This is a genomic window from Arthrobacter sp. G.S.26 (assembly GCF_050847375.1).
Lineage (GTDB): Bacteria > Actinomycetota > Actinomycetes > Actinomycetales > Micrococcaceae > Arthrobacter.
Genome location: NZ_CP193752.1, coordinates 1818719 through 1836408, shown reverse-complemented (window position 1 = coordinate 1836408; position 17690 = coordinate 1818719). Strand labels below are relative to the sequence as shown.

The 17690-nt window shown below is 65.6% G+C and carries 16 protein-coding genes; 8 read left to right on the top strand and 8 right to left on the bottom strand.

The window, feature by feature from the left end; genetic code table 11:
• Positions 1 to 55 precede the first annotated feature (55 nt).
• The 5 genes from ACRB8A_RS08315 to ACRB8A_RS08295 form a co-directional block, all read right to left on the bottom strand.
• Positions 56 to 1099 (bottom strand): biotin-dependent carboxyltransferase family protein, encoded by a 1044-nt coding sequence (locus ACRB8A_RS08315; protein ID WP_432245955.1) that lies wholly within the window; start codon positions 1097 to 1099, stop codon positions 56 to 58.
• The gene (locus tag ACRB8A_RS08310) at positions 1083 to 1871 is read right to left on the bottom strand and encodes a carboxyltransferase domain-containing protein (RefSeq protein ID WP_082484520.1); all 789 of its coding nucleotides are present in this window, start codon (positions 1869 to 1871) and stop codon (positions 1083 to 1085) included. The genes ACRB8A_RS08315 and ACRB8A_RS08310 overlap by 17 nt, the downstream gene beginning before the upstream one ends.
• Positions 1872 to 1926: 55 nt before the next feature.
• The gene (locus ACRB8A_RS08305; protein WP_056601146.1) at positions 1927 to 2733 is read right to left on the bottom strand and encodes a LamB/YcsF family protein; all 807 of its coding nucleotides are present in this window, start codon (positions 2731 to 2733) and stop codon (positions 1927 to 1929) included.
• A 91-nt stretch (positions 2734 to 2824) separates the two neighbouring features.
• The gene (locus ACRB8A_RS08300) at positions 2825 to 4174 is read right to left on the bottom strand and encodes an MFS transporter (protein ID WP_056601148.1); all 1350 of its coding nucleotides are present in this window, start codon (positions 4172 to 4174) and stop codon (positions 2825 to 2827) included.
• A gap of 49 nt (positions 4175 to 4223) precedes the next feature.
• Complete coding sequence (locus tag ACRB8A_RS08295; protein WP_285241616.1) at positions 4224 to 4856, bottom strand: RraA family protein; 633 nt, start codon at positions 4854 to 4856, stop codon at positions 4224 to 4226.
• Between the two features lie 299 nt (positions 4857 to 5155).
• On the opposite strand from ACRB8A_RS08295, the gene ACRB8A_RS08290 reads away from it, so the two are divergent.
• The 4 genes from ACRB8A_RS08290 to ACRB8A_RS08275 are packed head-to-tail and all read left to right on the top strand — an operon-like array spanning position 5156 to position 10389.
• The gene (locus ACRB8A_RS08290; protein ID WP_432245954.1) at positions 5156 to 6736 is read left to right on the top strand and encodes an ABC transporter substrate-binding protein; all 1581 of its coding nucleotides are present in this window, start codon (positions 5156 to 5158) and stop codon (positions 6734 to 6736) included.
• An 11-nt stretch (positions 6737 to 6747) separates the two neighbouring features.
• Positions 6748 to 7794 (top strand): ABC transporter permease, encoded by a 1047-nt coding sequence (locus ACRB8A_RS08285; RefSeq protein ID WP_235504784.1) that lies wholly within the window; start codon positions 6748 to 6750, stop codon positions 7792 to 7794.
• Positions 7787 to 9571 carry a dipeptide/oligopeptide/nickel ABC transporter permease/ATP-binding protein gene (locus tag ACRB8A_RS08280; protein ID WP_432245953.1) on the top strand — a complete coding sequence of 595 codons (1785 nt, stop codon included), beginning with the start codon at positions 7787 to 7789 and terminating at the stop codon, positions 9569 to 9571. The genes ACRB8A_RS08285 and ACRB8A_RS08280 overlap by 8 nt, the downstream gene beginning before the upstream one ends.
• Positions 9568 to 10389, top strand: a complete 822-nt coding sequence (locus ACRB8A_RS08275; RefSeq protein WP_432245952.1) for an ATP-binding cassette domain-containing protein — start codon at positions 9568 to 9570, stop codon at positions 10387 to 10389. Before ACRB8A_RS08280 ends, ACRB8A_RS08275 begins: the two co-directional genes overlap by 4 nt.
• 106 nt (positions 10390 to 10495) lie before the next feature.
• Here ACRB8A_RS08275 and ACRB8A_RS08270 read toward each other — a convergent pair whose 3' ends face one another.
• Positions 10496 to 11017, bottom strand: a complete 522-nt coding sequence (locus tag ACRB8A_RS08270; RefSeq protein ID WP_432245951.1) for a gluconokinase — start codon at positions 11015 to 11017, stop codon at positions 10496 to 10498.
• Between the two features lie 178 nt (positions 11018 to 11195).
• Here ACRB8A_RS08270 and ACRB8A_RS08265 point away from each other — a divergent pair, with 178 nt between their 5' ends.
• Positions 11196 to 12137, top strand: a complete 942-nt coding sequence (locus tag ACRB8A_RS08265; protein ID WP_056601155.1) for a 2-hydroxyacid dehydrogenase — start codon at positions 11196 to 11198, stop codon at positions 12135 to 12137.
• A gap of 413 nt (positions 12138 to 12550) precedes the next feature.
• On the opposite strand, the gene ACRB8A_RS08260 is transcribed toward ACRB8A_RS08265, so the two are convergent.
• Positions 12551 to 13216, bottom strand: a complete 666-nt coding sequence (locus ACRB8A_RS08260) for a TetR/AcrR family transcriptional regulator (RefSeq protein WP_056601175.1) — start codon at positions 13214 to 13216, stop codon at positions 12551 to 12553.
• A 148-nt stretch (positions 13217 to 13364) separates the two neighbouring features.
• Here ACRB8A_RS08260 and ACRB8A_RS08255 point away from each other — a divergent pair, with 148 nt between their 5' ends.
• Together ACRB8A_RS08255 and ACRB8A_RS08250 are read left to right on the top strand one after the other, a co-directional pair.
• Positions 13365 to 14612, top strand: a complete 1248-nt coding sequence (locus ACRB8A_RS08255) for an MFS transporter (protein ID WP_432245950.1) — start codon at positions 13365 to 13367, stop codon at positions 14610 to 14612.
• A 237-nt stretch (positions 14613 to 14849) separates the two neighbouring features.
• Complete coding sequence (locus ACRB8A_RS08250; RefSeq protein ID WP_432245949.1) at positions 14850 to 15749, top strand: MerR family transcriptional regulator; 900 nt, start codon at positions 14850 to 14852, stop codon at positions 15747 to 15749.
• 100 nt (positions 15750 to 15849) lie between these two features.
• On the opposite strand, the gene ACRB8A_RS08245 is transcribed toward ACRB8A_RS08250, so the two are convergent.
• Positions 15850 to 16746 (bottom strand): EamA family transporter, encoded by an 897-nt coding sequence (locus ACRB8A_RS08245; protein ID WP_432245948.1) that lies wholly within the window; start codon positions 16744 to 16746, stop codon positions 15850 to 15852.
• An 86-nt stretch (positions 16747 to 16832) separates the two neighbouring features.
• Between ACRB8A_RS08245 and ACRB8A_RS08240 the strand changes: the two genes are divergently transcribed.
• On the top strand, positions 16833 to 17684 hold the full coding sequence (locus ACRB8A_RS08240; protein ID WP_432245947.1) for a LysR family transcriptional regulator: 852 nt from the start codon (positions 16833 to 16835) through the stop codon (positions 17682 to 17684).
• Positions 17685 to 17690 lie beyond the last annotated feature (6 nt).

Genomic DNA, 17690 nt, shown 5'->3' with positions numbered 1-17690 from the left:
ACCAAATTGGATATGAGAATAGTTTCTCATTTGAAACTGGGGGCGTCAACCCTTTTCAGGCGGCGCGGGTGCTGGACGGCGTGCCGGGATCCGCGGCCTCCGCGACGGGAAGCCCGACGGCGGCGAACAGGTTGTGCACCCGCTCCGCCAGCGCGCCGAGCAGCCGCTGCTGCTCCCGCCAGCGTTCGACGGCGGCCTCCTGGCTGACCCAGCGGAAGGTCATCTTCCGGCCCGGGCTGGCTTGGCCCAGGAGCGGCAGCGAAGCCTTCGTCGCCACCGCCACAATGGGGTAGCCCGCGGTCAGCGTACGTGAGCGGCCCAGGATGATCAGTTCGTCGCCGTGCGGGATCTCGAAAGCGCCGATCGGGACGCCGTGCGACACGATCTCACCCAGCCCTTCGGGATGGATGACCGGGCCGTCCAGGCGGAGGCCCACATGGTCGGATTTGCCGCCCACGGTGTAAATGCTGCTGCTCAGGAGCTCCCGGATGCCCGGGGTCCTGTCCGTTTCCGGCCCTTCCACCACCTCAACCGTCCAGACGTCGGGGCTGAAGTCGGGCACCGGTACCGGCAGCCTGAACAGCGGCTGGCCAAGGTAGGGCTGGCTGAAGCCCCGGTACCGGCTGGCAAGTGCTATCTGCTGGCCCGCGACGATCCGCTGCGCAAACCCCATCCGGGATTCCGGCGCAGCGCTGCCCATAAACCGCGGAGTGTCCAGGTCGCCGCTGAAGGCCAGGTAGTTGCGCATGCCTCCAGTGGCCTTGGAGATGACCACCTTGGTCCGGGCCGGCACGCAGACCGGCTGCCAAATGGGCACCGGAACCCCGCCGACGGTTACTTCTGCCGGCGTGCCGGTGATGGTGATGAAAATGTCATGCGACGGGGTGAACGCGAAGCGTCCGCCCATGATTTCCAGCAGCGCGGCGCCGCGCCGGTTGCCCACAAGGATGTTGGCTGCAGCCGCGGAATGCTGGTCGGCGGCGCCCCCGCAGGGCACGCCCATGAACTCGGAGTCCACGCGTCCCAGGTCCTGGAACGTGGACAGCCAGCCGGCCTCGCTGATCGAAAGGGTGACCGCCTGCTCAGGCTTCGCTGCCACGCCTGCCGCCTTCCTGCTGGTCTGCGGGCGCTACGGGCCGGAGGAACCGGCCTTCGAGCTCCGCCCAGCCGCTTTCCGGTATGACCTTGAAGGTGACCCTGTCCCCCGGCCGGTAGGACGTTGCCGGATCCTCGCGGATATCGCAGACGGTCAGGGGCGTGCGGCCGATCACCTTCCAGCCCGTGGGTCCCGGGAACGGCTGGATGATGGCGCTGGTGCCGGCCACCATCACCGAACCCGGAGCAACGTCCGTCCGGGGTTCGGCGCAGCGGCTTACCTGGCCCGGGAACTGAACCCCGGCCATCATGGGGGCCATCGCGGCCGCCAACAGGTTAATCGTGAGCACCGACGTGGTGAGCGCTTCAAGTGTGGCTTCCTGGCTGAGTCCCAGCTCCTCGGCCACCCCGGGAAGGTCGGGCGCAAACTCGTCGCTGACCACCATGGGGACCACAAAGTCCCTCGCGCCCAGGGCCGGCCCGGCGTCCTGCAGCCCCAGCCCGGCCACTGCGAGCCTGACCGTCTGGGCGAGCTGTCCGTGGCTGACCGCCAGGCAATCGAACTCCACCAGCAGCGATTCCGCGCCCGCCACCAGGTTCAGCACCCCGTACGGCCGGACCTCGAGCAGGACGTCCCGCAACCGCCTGGCACCGGTCCGCCTGACCTCGGGGTCGTCGTCGGCGATGCCCAGCATCAGGGCTGAGTCTCCAAACGGGTGCGCCTCAAGGCCGGGCGACCGGCTGGGGTTCGCGGCTGGCGGTGGTTGCGGGGTCATATGTCCTGCTCGGTGGTGTGACGGCGGTCTGGGGCGGGGGCAATGGAGGCCGCGGTCAGGCCGCGGCCGCCGCTTTGGCTTTCTCGGCAAGGACTTCCTGCAGCCCGGCCGCCTTGACCCCGGCCTTCTCCAGAGCCGCGCGGAGGGCGGTGCCGCTCTCAAGGACCTGCGGGTGGTCGCCGTGGAGGAGGACGACGTCGGCATCGTGGCCCAGGGGAACCACCTTGCCGGTGACGGCGCGGACCGTTCCCTCGGTCACCACCTGGACAACCCGGCGGCCGATCTCGTCGGGGTCGTGCAGCAGGGCGCCTTCGGTGTTGCGGGAGACGGGCATGCCGTCCTCGCCGTAGCCGCGGTCCGCCAGGAAAACGTAGCCCACTTCGAGGCCGCGCTTCCGGGATTCGTCGGCCAGCAGGCCGTTCTGGCAGATCACGATGTAAGACGGGTCGTAGGCCTTGATGGCGTCGGTGATGGCCCGGGCGTGCTTGGCGTCCGTCTGGGCAATGCTGCCCATCCGGCCGTGCGGGGCCACGTGGCTGATCTTGCCGCCGTGGATCCGGGCGAACGCGTCCAGGGCACCGATCTGGTAGAGGACGTCCGTGCGGATTTCCTCTTCGCTGGCCTCGATCAGGCGCCGGCCGAAGCCCACCAGGTCGGGGTAGCCGGGGTGGGCGCCGAGCTCGATGCCTCGCTCCACGCACGACTTCACCGTGGCGTCCATAACGCGCGGGTCCCCGGCGTGGAAGCCGCAGGCGATGTTCGACGCCGTGACCAGGCCCAGAAGGGCCTCATCGTCACCGATGCTGTAATTTCCGTAGCTCTCGCCGAGGTCTGCAACGACGGCGACTGAATTGATGCCCAAGGTGACTCCCAATGGTTCTGGTTGAGGTGGTTCCGGTCCGGCCACGGCGACCTGCCGGCAATGGCGGCAGGCCGCCGTCGTACGTGTTTTGTTAATGGGTGGCCAGCGGCTGGCCCTTCGTTTCCTTCAGGAAGTAGACCGACGTGAGCGTGATGACGGCGGTGCCCATCGCGGCGTAGGCCGGGACCATGCTGTTGCCGGTTGCCTTGATGATTTCGGTCATCACCAGCGGGGCGCTGCCGCCGAAGATGATGGTGCTGATGCTGAAGCCGATGCTGTAGGCGCTGTAGCGGACCGTGGTGGGGAACATTTCCGTCAGGACGGTGTGCACAACGGCGGCATGGCCGGAAAACGCGATCGCCATCACCACGGTGGCGATGCAGGCCAGGGCCATGTTGCCAGTGGTGATCATCGAGAACATCGGGTAGGACACCAGGGCCATCAGCACGGCGGAGGCGGCGAGGACGGGCTTGCGGCCAATCCGGTCGGAGAGCCGGGCCATCAGCGGGATGCTGATGATGATGGCCACGAGGCTGACGGCCGTCACCATCAGCGCCTGCACCATGGTGAAGTTGTTGCCGGTGCCCAGCTGGGTCTTCAGGTAGGTGGGCATGTAGGCGAACAGGAGATAGTAGCCGGGGCCGTTCAGTGCGGGCAGGAAGATGGTCAGCACAATGGCCTTCAGGTGCCGCTTGGAGGTGAAGACAGCCTTCAGCGGGTTGCGCTCTACTTCGTTGCGTTCACGCAGGGCGGCGAAATGCGGGGTGTCCTCCATCTTGGAGCGGATGTAGTAGCCCACATAGCCGAGCGGAAGGGCGAAGAGGAACGGGATGCGCCAGGCCCAGGATTCCATGGTGGCGTCGCCCAGGGTGGTGATAAGGGTGGCGGAGAGTGCACTGCCGAACAGGAGGGCGCAGAAGGAACCCACGGCGATGAAACTCATGGAGAAGTTGCGGTGCTTGTTGTGCGCGTACTCGCCCACGAACGCCATGGCGCCCGCCACTTCGCCGCCGGCGGAGAAGCCCTGCAGGATGCGGAACAGGATCAGCAGCGCCGGGGCTGCCCAGCCGATCACGGAGGAAGAGGGGATCAGGCCGATACAGGCGGTGGCGCCGGAGATCAGGAGCAGCAGGACGGCCAGGAGGTTCTTGCGGCCCAGCTTGTCGCCCAGGAAGCCGCAGATCACGCTGCCGAAGGGCCGGGCCAGGAAGCTGACCAGGAAGCCGACGTTGGTCAGGAGCAGGGATCCGAGATCCTTGGACCCCATGATGTTGATGGCCAGGTACGTGGTCAGCAGGCCGTAAATGCCATAGTCGTACCATTCCACGAAGGAGCCCATGGTGCCGGCGAGGGTCGCCTTGCGCACCATCTTGCCGTCAGCGGTGACAACCTTGATTTGTGCGGTATTCAGGTCCACTGAGTCCGTCGATGCAGTAGTCATTAGGTCTCTCTTAGTTTAGGGCTGGTCCTTGGCGCGGTGAAGCGCCGGGTCAGCTGTATTCGCGCGTGATTTCGGCCGTCATCTCGGCCTCGTGGGCGGCAACAGCGATAACGCGTTCCAGGATTTCGGCCGCACGGGCCGCAGGGATGATAACGACGCCGTCATCGTCTGCGGCGACGACGTCACCGGCGGCGCAAACGATCCCGCCGATCGCCACCGGTTCGCCGATGACGCCGGGGCCGTTCTTGAAGGGACCGGCGGGGGTGACGCCGCGGGCGAAGACGGGGAATTTGATCTCGCTGATGGTGTGGCGGTCGCGGATGTAGCCGTCGATCACGGCTCCGGTGGCGCCGGCAGCCTCGAAGCGCTGCGACAGCTGCTCACCGACCAGGGCACGGTGTTCGTGGCCGAACCCGTTAATGACCACCACGTCGCCGGGCTGTATGTAGCCGAGGGCCTCGATGACCGCCGCATTGTCGCCGGCCGCACCGAGTACCGGGAGGGCCGAGCCGACGCAGTGGGCGCCTTCCCAGACCGCGCTGATGCCGCCGTCGACTATTCCCAACCGCTCCATGGCGTCCCCGATGTTGGCCACGGGGAAGGCGGCGAAGGCTTCCACGAGTTCCTTGGGAAGCCGGGTCCAGGTGGCCTTGCGGACCGTGAGCTCGAGTGTTGTTGCCATTGTTGTCACCTTTGGTTGGTTCGGTTGGTTGCGCCCTCCCCGCCGGCAAGGGGCTAGTCAGATGAGGCGGCTGTCACATATGAGAAAAGTTTCGCGTTTCAAATCCGATTCGTCAAGAGGGTCCGATGGATTGGCCCAAATAAGTCGGGCGATTGTTGCCAGCAGGTAAATTGCGGCGGCGCCGGGTTACGGCCGTGTGTCAGCTCACAAAAAACCGTTGACTTGGCTGGGCGAATAAGAGAAACTCTTCTCATTCGCGAACTTTCTCGCAGATTCCCGTTGTATCGAGGAGACACACCATGCACGGAAGACTTACCACCCTGGCGGCAGCCGCGGCGGCAGCAGCGTTGCTCCTGACCGGCTGCACCACCGGCGGCGGCAGTACCGGCACAGGGACCGGCGGAAGCGCCGGCCCCGCCACGGACACCATCCGCACCGCCCTGAATTCGGATCCCACCACGTTCAACGCAGCCAAGGCCAACGCCAAGGACGACTACGAAGTAGCCCGTTTCCTCTTCGACACCGTGGTGCGCCGCGACGCTGACGGCAAGTTCATCGGCGGCCTGGCCACCGAGTGGACCGCCACAGCCACGGACGCCGCACTGACCATCCGCAAAGACGCAACCTGCGCCGACGGCACGGTCATTACCCCCACCATCGTGGCCAACTCCCTTACCTACTTCGCTGATCCCGCCACCAAAAACAACTTCGCCAGGCTGGTCTTCGGACCGGGCCAGCCCACCATCACGGCCGACGACGCTGCGGGCACCGTGGCGGTCAAGCTGGCCCAGCCCTGGTCCGAACTCATCGGCGGGCTGACCCTGGCCCAGACCGGAATCATCTGCCCCGCCGGCCTCGCGGACCTTGAAGGCCTTGCCAAGGGATCCGTGCAGGCAGCCTTCTCCGGGCCGTACACCCTGACGAAGGCGAGCCACGGCGTCAGCTACGACATGACTCTCCGCGAGGACTATGAGGCCTGGCCGAAGTGGTCCAAGCCGCTTGAGGGAACGCCGGCCAAGACCGTGCGCTTTTTCCCCGGCGTCAACAAGACCACCGTGGCCAACCAGCTCCTCACCGGTGAGATGGACGTCTCGGACATCGCTCCGGCGGACACTGCCCGCTTCGAAGGGAACAAGGACTACGCCGTCACCACGGTGCCCTTCGCCGGGATCTTCCTGCTCTTCAACCAGCGCGAAGGCAGCCCATTTACGGACCCCGCCCTGCGCAAGGCCGTGGCCCAGCTGATGAACCAGCAGGCGTTCAATGCCGCAGCCTACGCCAACAAGGGAATCCCCTACACCTCAATCGTCGCCCCCACCGTGGCCTGCGCCCTCGAGGACAACTCGCACTTCACGAAGGAAGACGCCGATGCTGCCAAGGCAGTGCTCGCCGGGAAGACCTTCAAGATGGTGGGCACCACCAGCATCGGCCCCAACGGTGCAGGCAGCACCTACGTCCAGGAAGCCCTCAGGGCAGCCGGCGCCACGGTCAACCTAAGCCTGGTGGACAACGGCACCTGGGCCACCATGACCCAGACCAAGCCGGAGACCTGGGACCTGACCATCCAGGGCGACGCGAACTTCGTAGGCACAGTGGCCGCGTCCCTGACCCGGATCGCCGGCGTCCCCACCGAGAAGGGCGGCCGCAACATCGGTGGCGGCGAGAACGCCGATATCCTGGCCGACATCGCCACCGCACAGTCCGCAACGGACCAGGACAAGCGGTGCGAAGCCTACGAGCGCGCGCAGATCAGCATTCTCGAGGACAACGACATTGTCCCCTTCGTGGGCGAACCCCAGATCGTTGCCCAGCGCGCAGGATTCTCCATCCAGGCGCCGTCCGGCATCGTCGACTACGCCACCATGCGCATCACTAAGTAAGGCCAGGGACCATGACCGAACCGACCATGCTGAACAGGGAAAGCGCCCTGTTCAGCAACCCCCCGGGGGCCACAAAGGGCCCCCGGGGCGGGCTCCGCAACCTCTCCCCCTGGGCTGGCTACGGCCTGCGCCGCACCGGCGGAGTGCTGCTGTCCGTAATCCTCCTCGTGGTGGTTACCTTCTTCATGGTCCCGCTCATCCCCGGCGACCCGGCGGTGGCAGTCGCCGGCGCCGACGCCACCACGGAACAGATCGAAGCCATCAGGGAAAGCCTGGGGCTGAACCAGCCCCTGCACCTGCAGTTCCTCCAGTACGTGGGGAACCTGTTCACGGGCAACCTCGGCGAATCATTCGCGTACAGCACATCTGTATCCTCGATCATCGCCACCAAGCTGCCCTTCACGGCAGAACTGGCCCTGCTGGGCATCATCGTGACCCTTTTGCTTTCGATCCCGGCCGGGATGGTGGTGGGCATCCTCACCCGCGGCGGGCGCCGCAAGTGGCTGGATGTCTCCTTCGGCATGCTCACCGGGTTCTTCCAGGCCGTGCCGCAGTATGTCATCGCCACGATGCTGGTCGTGGTTTTCGCCATCGTGCTCAAGGTCCTGCCGGCCGCCGGCGCGGCCACCCTCACGTCCCTGATCCTTCCCGTCGTTGGCCTCTCGATTGCGCCCATCTGCTCGATCGCCCGGGTGGTCCGCCGGGAAACCTCCACCGTCCTCGAGCAGGATTACCTGCGGACCGCTCGCGGCTGGCGCCTGCCGCCGCTGCGGCTCTACGCCCGCCATGCGTTGCCCAACCTGATGACCACCACCCTGACCCTCGCCGGGCTGATCCTCGCCGGCATGCTCGGCGGAGCGATCATCATCGAGAACGTCTTCAACTGGCCCGGACTCGGCAAGGAAATCGTCACGGCCATTGTCAACAAGGACTACCCGGTCATCCAGGGCATCATCCTGGTCCTCGGCTTCCTTGCCATCATCCTCAACCTGCTGGTCGACGTCATCCTCGGAATCATCGATCCGCGCACCCTCGGAGGAGGAAAGTCCCATGGCTGAAACGACCCGCACCAAGCGCCATTTCCGCTGGACTACCGGCCTGATAATTGGCATCGCCCTGATGAGCGTCATGATCCTGATCGGCCTCCTCGCACCCCTGTTCCTCAGCGAAGCGGCCGAAAAGCTCACCGCCAACGCCTCCCAGGGGCCCAGCTCCGCGCACTGGCTGGGAACTGACGACTTCGGCCGTGACGTGCTGGCCCGGTCGCTTGTGGCCACCAGGCTCACCCTGGTGATGACGGCAGCCACAACGGCAATCTCGGTGGTGGGCGGCGTTTTGATCGGCACTTTCATCTGGCTTGCCCCGCCGCGGATCCGCAACGCTGTCCTCCGCGTCATCGATGCCGCCGTCGCCTATCCCAGCCTGATTTTTGCGCTGCTCATCGCCGCAATCCTCGGCCAGGGAGCCTGGTCCGCCGTCCTCGCCATCGCCATCGCCAGCATTCCGGCGTTCGCCCGCCTTACCGCCAACATGGCTGCCTCGATCTCTCAGCGCAATTACGTGTCAACGGCACGCCTGCTCGGCGTTCCGGGCCCACGCATCATCACCCGGCACCTGCTGCCGAACATGGCAGAGCCGCTGCTGGTGCTGACCGCCACGGTGTTTGCAACCACCCTGATCGAGCTGTCCAGCCTGTCGTTCATCGGACTGGGCGTCCAGAACCCCGAGTACGACTTCGGGCGCCTGCTCAACGAGGCGCTCGTGAACATCTACTCCCAGCCGCTGCAGGCCGTGATGCCCTCGATCATGATCACCATCGCGGGGTTGAGCGCCATGCTCATTGGCGACGGCCTTGCTGCCGCCACGGACCCACGCGGCGGACGGAAGTTCGGCAGCGTCAAGGCCGCCTCTGAGCTGCCGGCCTCGATGCGGGCCGACCGGGAGGCGCTGGTGGAGGTGGACAACCTCACCGTCCTCACCCCCAACGGCGTGCCCCTGGTCAAGGGTGTGTCCCTGAGTATCCATGCCGGCGAAGTGGTGGGGCTCGTGGGGGAATCCGGATCAGGAAAGTCCCTGACGGCCATGTCCATCGCCGGCCTGCTGCCGGAGGAACTCACCGTCAGGGCGCACTCCATGCGCCTCGGCGAACTGGACCTGCTCAAGAAGAACGATCCGCGCACGCTGGCCACGTCCATCGGGCTGGTCTACCAGGACCCGGGAACCAGCTTCAACCCGGCCCTGCGGATCGGGTCCCAGCTGACTGAGGTCAGCAGGATCCACCTGAAGCAGTCGGGGAAGACCTCGTTCACCAGGATGGTCAAAGCACTGGCGGACATCCGGATCACTCAGCCGGAACTGCGGATGAAGCAGCACCCGCACGAGCTCTCCGGCGGCATGCTCCAGCGCGCCATGATTGCCTCAACCCTGGTCACGGACCCGCGGCTGATCATCGCCGACGAGCCCACCACGGCGTTGGACGTCACCGTCCAGGCGGACGTCCTGCGCCAGTTCCGCACCATCAACCGGGAAATGGGGACCGCCATGCTGTTCATCTCCCATGACATCGGTGTGGTCCAGGCCCTGTGCGACAAGGTGATCGTGATGAACGGCGGGAAAATCCTCGAACGGCTTACCGGTGCCCAGCTTGCTGCCGGCGACGTCAAGCACCCTTACACCAAAGCGCTGCTGGCAGCGACGCCGAGCATCGCCGAACGCAAGACGGAACTCGTCGCCGTCCGGGCCGAGGACTTCACCTTCGACGAAATCAACGACGACGCCCCCGGCCCCGTTCAGGCCGGGACGGTTCAGCCGGAAACAGAGAGGCTCCAGCCATGACAAGCACCGCAATGTCCGCCGCCCCGGTCCTGGAAGTCCGCGACCTGGAAGTCACGTTCGGTTCCGGACAGGCAGCAGCCAAGGTCCTCAAGGGCGTCTCGGCCACCATCGAACGCGGCAAGACCCTGGGGATCGTCGGGGAATCAGGCTCGGGCAAGTCAACCCTGGCCAAAGCCATCGTTGGCCTGAGCCCTGTCAGTTCCGGCAGTATCTGGGTCAACGGGGCGGACGTGTCCCGCATGACGTCGGGTCAGCGCCGTGCCATGCGCCGGGAAGTCCAGATGATTCCGCAGGACCCGTACTCGTCGCTGAATCCCCGCCGTACCATCGGGCAGACGCTGGCCGAGGCGATCGATCCGGTGAAGTCGAATCCGCGCGCACACCGGGAGAAGATCTCGTACTGGCTTTCCACCATCCGCCTGGACGCCGACGTGGCCGAGCGGTACCCGCATGAATTCTCGGGCGGGCAGCGTCAGCGCATTGCCATCGCGCGCGCACTGGCCGTGGGGCCCAAACTGATCATCGCGGACGAGATCACCTCGGCGCTGGACCTGTCCGTCCAGGCGGAGATCCTGAACCTCATCAGCAGGCTGCGCACCGAACTGGACCTGACCATGGCATTCATCTCCCACGACCTGGACGTGGTGCACCACGTCAGCGACGGGATCATGGTGCTTTTCCACGGCGAGGTGGTGGAGCTCGGTGACGTGGACAGCGTCTACGGCAACCCCAAGCATCCCTACACGCGGAAACTGATCGACTCCGTTCCAGGTGGTCCCGGCTTCGACATCGGAGAGCGCCGGGCGGCCGTCGCCTAACCAAACACCGAACCCAACTAGGTCGCAGTTGTTGTCGTTATGAGTCCTCATAACGACAACAACTGCGACCTAGTTGGGTTTAATGCGCGCGGGTGACAGGCCTCGACTAGTCTCCCGCCGCCGTCGTCCAATCCACCGCCAAACCATCCAGCGCCGCGGCGGCCCGGTCCGCCAGCTCGGATGGGGACTTGCGGACATCGAGCAGCACCTGGCGCTCATCCGCAGCCAGCGGTTCCAGAGCCTCCAGCTGTGAGGCCAGCAGCGTTGCAGGCATAAACTCATGGTTCCGTGCCGCCATCCGGGCGGCGAGGGTGTCCGATGAACCTTGGAGATGAAGGAACACAACCTCCGGGGCATGCTCCCTCAGGAGGTCGCGGTAGCGGCGCTTGAGGGCGGAGCAGGCGACGATGACGCCTTCTCCGGCCTGCTGGCGTAGCTGCAGCGTACGCCCGATCTCCATCAGCCACGGGCGGCGGTCCACGTCGTCCAGCGGAATCCCGGTTCGCATTTTCTCCTTGTTGGCCTCGGGATGCAGGTCATCGCCGTCAATGAACGGGACCCCCAGCCGGCGCCCCAGGAGGTCTCCCACTGTCGATTTTCCGGAACCTGACACGCCCATGATGATCATGGGCGGAAACCTTGTTTTCTTCACTCGAATTGCCTCCGCGGAACTCTTGCCTGACGCTTTCTGAAGTGCGATGATTGTCACACATGAGAAAAGTTTCTCAGATTGGTGTTGGGGCGTCAACGGTTTTCCCGGAGAGGTCTGCACCGCTGGGAGCCACTCCTACCGAACAGGGCCACCGATGCAGACAGTCTGGACAGTCACCTTCCCCGACCGGGACCTCCTCGCCAGGGTGCAGCCCCTGCCCGCCGGAATTGAGGCCTCGGTCTGGGACCTCCGCTCCGGGCCGGAGGGCATCGCACTGGATGCCATCGACGCCGTCATCCTGCCCTACATTGATGCGTCCGCCGTCCTCGGCTCGCTGTCGAAGACCCCGAACCTGAAGTTTGTGCAGACGCAGTCCACGGGGTTTGACGGAGTTCCGGAGGCGGCGGGCCCCGAGACCGCGGTGGCGAGCGCCTCGGGCGTCCACGCGGCAGCCACGGCCGAGCTGGCCATCGGCCTGATGATCGCTAAACTCCGCGGCATCGACCAGGCCGTCCGCGACCAGCAGACCGGCAACTGGCAGCCGCAGCGACGTTCCTCGCTGGCGGACCGGAAGGTTCTGCTGGTGGGCGTTGGCGGCATCGGAAACGAAATCGCGAAGCGCCTTGAGCCCTTCGAGGTGGAGATCACCCGCGTGGGCAGCAGCGCACGCGGGGACAGCACCGGACGGATCCACGCCTCCTACGAGCTCGCCGCCCTGGCCCAGAGCCATGACATCCTGGTTGCGGTGACCCCGTTGAACGAACACACCCACCGGCTGGTGGACGCCTCCGTCCTTGCTGCACTGCCGAACGGTGCGCTGGTGGTCAACGTCGGCCGGGGGCCAGTGGTGGATACCGCAGCCCTGACCGCTGAGGTCCTGTCCGGCCGGCTCCACTGCGCGCTCGACGTCGTCGATCCCGAACCCCTCCCGGCCAACCACCCCCTTTGGTCATCCCCCAACGCACTGATTACCCCGCACATCGGCGGCAACGCCTCGGCCTTCGAGCCGCGGATCGTCAAGCTCCTCGCCAGCCAGCTCAAGGCGCTGGCCAGCGGCGACCGGCCGGCGAACCTGGTCCAGTCCGGACCTTTCTGACACGGCCTTAAACCCACACGCACCGTCTCCTTTGCATCCACTCACCAGGAACCGCATATTCATGAAAAGCAGAGCACTCGTCCACAGCAACTATGAATCCCGTCTCCTCGCCACCCAGCCCCGGGGCGGTCAGCTGCCCTCGGCCGCAGCGGCTGCACGGACACCCGGCCGGCTTGCAGCGGAACAGTCATCCATAAAGCCGGCACCGACGGCGTACCAACCTCAGCTGGCTCGCTCGCCCAGAACGTGAGGGTGCGTCGAGGCGGGAAGTGTGCGCACTGCCCGCACTTTCCGCCTCGCCACGCGTTTTCCCAACCGCTACCACATGCAGCACGGCAAATTGCCGGGCCGGGCAGACGTCACCTACGAACCGGGGTGATATGAAACGGCCGTAGCCACCTGCGGGAGACACTTCAGCCTTGAGGGCGGGGCTGGAGAAGTGCGTGGGTCTCGTGGGTCGTCAAGGCAGCAACGGGAAGCTTTGAGGGCGCTGATGCCGATGCCCGCAGTCCGTCCAGTACGATCCAGAGGTAGCGGCGGTACAGTCGGTCGGCATCATCGCGACCCTCGGGAGCTGACCCGCTCTGGACCGTGCCTGAGATGTCGGTAAGGGCGATCTGGAGGAAAATCAGGTCCGTGCCGGTGACGTCCTCGCGGAGCGCTCCGGCCCCGCGCGCGCGGTCGGCCACCTGGTCAACCAAGGGTGCGAGCCGGTCTCGTTGCTGGTCGTAGTGGTCGGGCCACGTTCGCCCTGCAAGCATCTGCGCCATGCCTCGGTCTTTGGCTTGCGCGGCAAGGGACTTTTCAAGGTATTGCACCAAGCCCTCCCAGGGATCCGGAGCGGCCACTGCCTCGCGCAGGATCGCCTCCAGCTCGTCGACCTGCTGCTGCCAGATCGCCTCGATTAGTTCCTCCTTGTTGGCGAAGCGACGGTAGGCAGTGCCCACGCCAACCCCGGCGTGGTGGGCCACGTCGTTGAGCGTGGCAGCCAGTCCACGCCGGGCAAACAAGTCCCGGCCAGCAGAGATAAGAAGATCGCGATTACGGGCGGCGTCCTTGCGCAATGCCTGAGTATCCATCCTCCGAGTCTAGTACAAGTGGATGCACGGTATCCGAATAACTGCTACCGTGTTTCAAGCGGATATAGATGATCCGCTTCTTCGGGTTCGATGTTCGCCGGCGTCGCCCCACCCCTTTGGCCTTTACTTCCTGAAAGGACGCATCGTTATGTCCACCACACAGACCCTGTCCGAAACCGCCGCAGGAGCGGCCATCATCAGCCCGCCAGGCCGGCAGCGGCTTCCTCTGATCGTGTGGATGCTCGGCGTCGTGACGTTCGTTATGGGCACCACAGAAATGATCGTCGCCGGTCTTCTGCCCCAGGTCGCCTCCTCGCTTGAGGTGACCATCGCCCAGGCGGGACTCCTCATCACCGTGTTCGCACTGGGAATGGTGATCGGAACGCCTGTCATGGCCATCGCCACACTGCGCCTTCCCCGGAGGGCAACGCTCATCATGGCGCTGCTTTTGTTCGCAGTGGCACATGTCGCCGCCGCCTCCACTGACGTATTCGCTGTCGTGCTCGTTGCCCGGTTCGCGGCGGCCGTGGCCACCGGCACATTTTGGGCCATCGGCGCTGTTGTCGCGGCAGCGGCCGCAGGTCCCGGGGCCGGAGCGAAGGCGATGGGCATCATGGTAGGCGGGGTCACCCTCGCAACAGTCCTCGGTGTGCCGATCGGTACCGCGGCCGGCCAGTTCCTGGGTTGGCAGGGACCCTTCTGGGGACTGGCCTTCCTCGCTACTGCCTGCGCAGCCCTCCTGTGGAAGGTGCTCCCTGGAAACAAAACCTCGGAGGGGGAAACAAACCTTCGCGCCGAATTCAGTCGGCTGCGCAACGCCCGCCTGTGGTCCGTTTACGTGGCAACGGCGCTCATCCAGGCTGCCTTCCTTGGCGTCTACAGCTACATCGCTCCGCAGCTGACCGAACGCGCCGAACTGGCAGAAGCAGTGGTACCCCTCATCATGATCGCCTACGGCGTCGGTGCCCTGACTGGCACCACGATTGGTGGCCGATTCGGTGACCGCCGCCCCTACACGGTCATCGGTGCAGCCGTGGCAGGTCTGCTGATCACTATGACCGTGCTCCTGCTCTGGGGCGGCAACGCCCCCGTTGCGATCGTGTTTTTCACCCTTATGGGCATGTTTGGATTCGCTGCGAACCCGACACTTGTCTCCGAGGCACTGCGTGCAGCAGGACCGGACGGCGTACTCCCGATCGCGTTGAGCAATTCGTTCTTCAACATCGGTGTTGCCGTTGGCTCCGGGCTTGGTGGCGTCGCGATCGCGTCTTCCCTGGCCGAACAGGGCGTACCGGCCGTCGGCCTGGCCCTGACAATTGCCGCCGCCGTGCCATGCATCGGCCTCGGCCTCACCGCAAAGAAGACCCAGCGCCCGCGGCGCCACACCATGACGTAGACCACGCACCGACGATCGCGGAGACCTGAACAGACCAACACCCTTAACAACGGTGTGACCATGCCAGCCCTCACCCCAGGCGAACTTCAAAGCTCCCCCAAGGAGAACACAGGCGCCGTACCGGCAGCCACGCAGCCGGCCACCGCGTTATCCACACCGCGTCCGGTTATTTTGCACCTGCCGCAGCGTCATGTGGTCTGCTGGAAGCACGTCCCGTCCCACTCCGAGAGGTCCGCCATGCAACCGTTCCCGACCCCGCCACGGGAGATCCTCATCGGCGACGCCGCGGCATTCGTCGGCGTCACTCCCCGGACGATCCGCCACTACCACCAGGTTGACCTGTTGCCCGAGCGGGAGCGGGGCGGCGACGGCCGCCGGCGGTATGGCTACCCGGAAATCATCCGGCTGCTCTGGATCCGTCGAATGGCCGACGCCGGGATCGCCCTCGATGACATCCGCGACGCCTTCGACGGCGGCAAACCGAGCGGCGCCGACGACGAGGACGGGATCGCAGGCGTCCTCGCGCGGCTGGAGGACACCCTCGCCGCGCAGGAAGCCGAGCTCCAGCGGAAGCGCGCCTCGGTGCAGCGCATGCGGACCCTTGGCAGCAGGCTGGGACTGCTCGATGATCTCGTCTCCGACCGCCTTGAGGGCGCACCCGAGGGCTCGCTGCGCCAGGATGACCTGGACGTCCTGCTGGTCACTGAGCGGATCTTCGGTCCGCTCGGCGCGGCCGTCCAGGCCGGCCGCTTCCTCGCCCTGGCTGCCGATCCGTCGCTGCGTGCGGAGTCCGACCGCGTCGAGGCCGCCGAGGAGGCCCTGGACGATACGGTCGCCGTCGACGACCCCCGCGTTTCGGAGGTGGCGGCCGAGCGGCACGCCTTCGAGACCGCGCTGATGCGCGTTATCGAGGAGTCCGGTCAGCTGGCGGAGGATGACGCTCTCTTCGACGCTTGGGACGAGCTGCACCCGCTCGATGACGCTGATCCGGCGCCCGACCCCGACCCGGCAGAGGGCTCCCGCGTCAAGAGCGCGGCGGAGACTATCTGGAACATGCCCTACGACTTCTCCCCGGCCCGTCTGCGCTGCATGGAGCTGGCGGTGCAACTCGGCGCTTCGGCGACGCCTGCGCCCTAAGCGGGGCCTGCAGCATCGGCATGATCCGCGCGAGACGCATCGTTCTGCTGCATCGTGAACTCTACGCGCGCCTCCCCCACCAACTCGAGGTGTCCGCGGTTCAGTCGCGCCGCTGGCCGGCTCCGGCCGTCGCATCGCGTGGTGTGCCGCTTGGTAGGAGCAGGGCGGCTGTGTTCGCAGCGACGATGAGAGCTATTCCAACCCATTCGATAGTGCCGAGTTCTTCGTGGAGGAGTATCGCTCCGATGAAAGCGGCCAGGACAGGGTTGATGCTCATGAGGATCCCGAACAGGTGTGCGGGGATCTTCCGGAGCGCAATCAGGTCAGCGACGAATGGGACCGTCGAGGCCAGGACGCCGGCACCGACAGCACAGAGCAGAGCGAACATGTCCGGGCGGGTGGTGATGAGTATCCAGACGCCGATGGGTAGGAACAGGACGGCGGAGATTCCGGTTGCCGTGGCTGTGCCCTCCACTCCGGGGATGCGGGAGCCGATGGTCCTGTTGAGCAGAATGTAGGCAGCCCAACTGCAGGCGGCGATCAGGCCGAGCCCGACACCCAGGTAATCAGTGGTTGGTTGGGGCCGGGTGATCGCCATGACGCCGGCTGCTGCGATGGCCGCGCAGATCGCACCGTTCCTGGTCCGGGTACTTAGGAGAGCAACCGCCAGAGGCCCGCAAAACTCCAGTGTCACCGCCAAACCGAGACCGACGCGTTCGACGGCCAGGTACAGGGTGAGGTTCATGATCCCGAACACCAACGCCAGGAGCAGGACCGGCCACCATTGAGCCCTGGTCAGATCCCTGATCCGTGGCCTCACGACCGGTAGCAGGATCATGGCTGCGACGAGCTGGCGGACGGCGACGACACCGAGCGGGCCCATGCCAGGAAATGCCAAGGACCCACTGGCCGCCCCGAGCTGGTTCGAGAGCGCACCACCCAAAGCGGTCGCGATACCAGCGATTCGGCCACTTCCTGCCCGCTGCATGTTGATCATGCTGCAACTCTGCAAGCCGGTCACCCGCTGCTCATAATGCATGAATCTCCCCATTGATGCGTTATGCGCATGAGTACACTGCAGGAATGGAAGTCGAACTGCGTCACCTGCGATCCCTGGTCAGCGTCATCGACACGGGTACTTTCACTGACGCCGGCATCGAGCTCGGCATCTCCCAGACCGCTGTCTCACGAAATATCGCCGCACTGGAATCGGCCCTTGGGGTGAGGCTCCTGCATCGGACGACCCGTAGTGTATCCCCCACCCCAGCTGGTGAACGAGTACTCCGCCACGCCCGCCGTGCCCTCGCCGTGGTGGCCGATCTGCGCCAGGAAGCACTGGATGGGGCGGGTTCGATCCGGGTCGGCTACGCGTGGTCGGCCTTGGGCAAGCAAACCCTGGAATTCCAACGCCAATGGGCCGTAGCCCTTCCACACCATGAATTGCGCCTGACCCGAACAAATACACCCACCGCAGGACTGCTTGAGGGCACCAGTGACTTGGCGATACTGCGCCGCGTACCGGAAACGACACGCCTCGAAATGGTTCTGATCGGCGTCGAGAAACGTTACTGCGCGATATCAGTCGATGACTCCCTGGCCACGAAACGCACGGTGACCCTCGCCCAGGTCGCCACGGCCCCGCTAGCGATCGATGACCGAACCGGAAGCACCCGACTCGACCTGTGGCCCGATGGCAGCCACCCGCACCGCACCATTCCCACCAGCGACGTCGATGACTGGCTCACGCTTATCAGCAGCGGTAAGGCCCGCGGAGTAACTGCAGAATCAACAGCCCACCAGTACCGACGCCAAGGCCTCACCTACCGGGCCGTCCGCGACGCACCCCCCGTACCCGTTTACGCTGCCTGGACGAAAAAGGACCCGCCCGCAAGACTGCAGGACATCATCGCCCTCCTCGCAGGCCTCTACCGCTGACCCCGC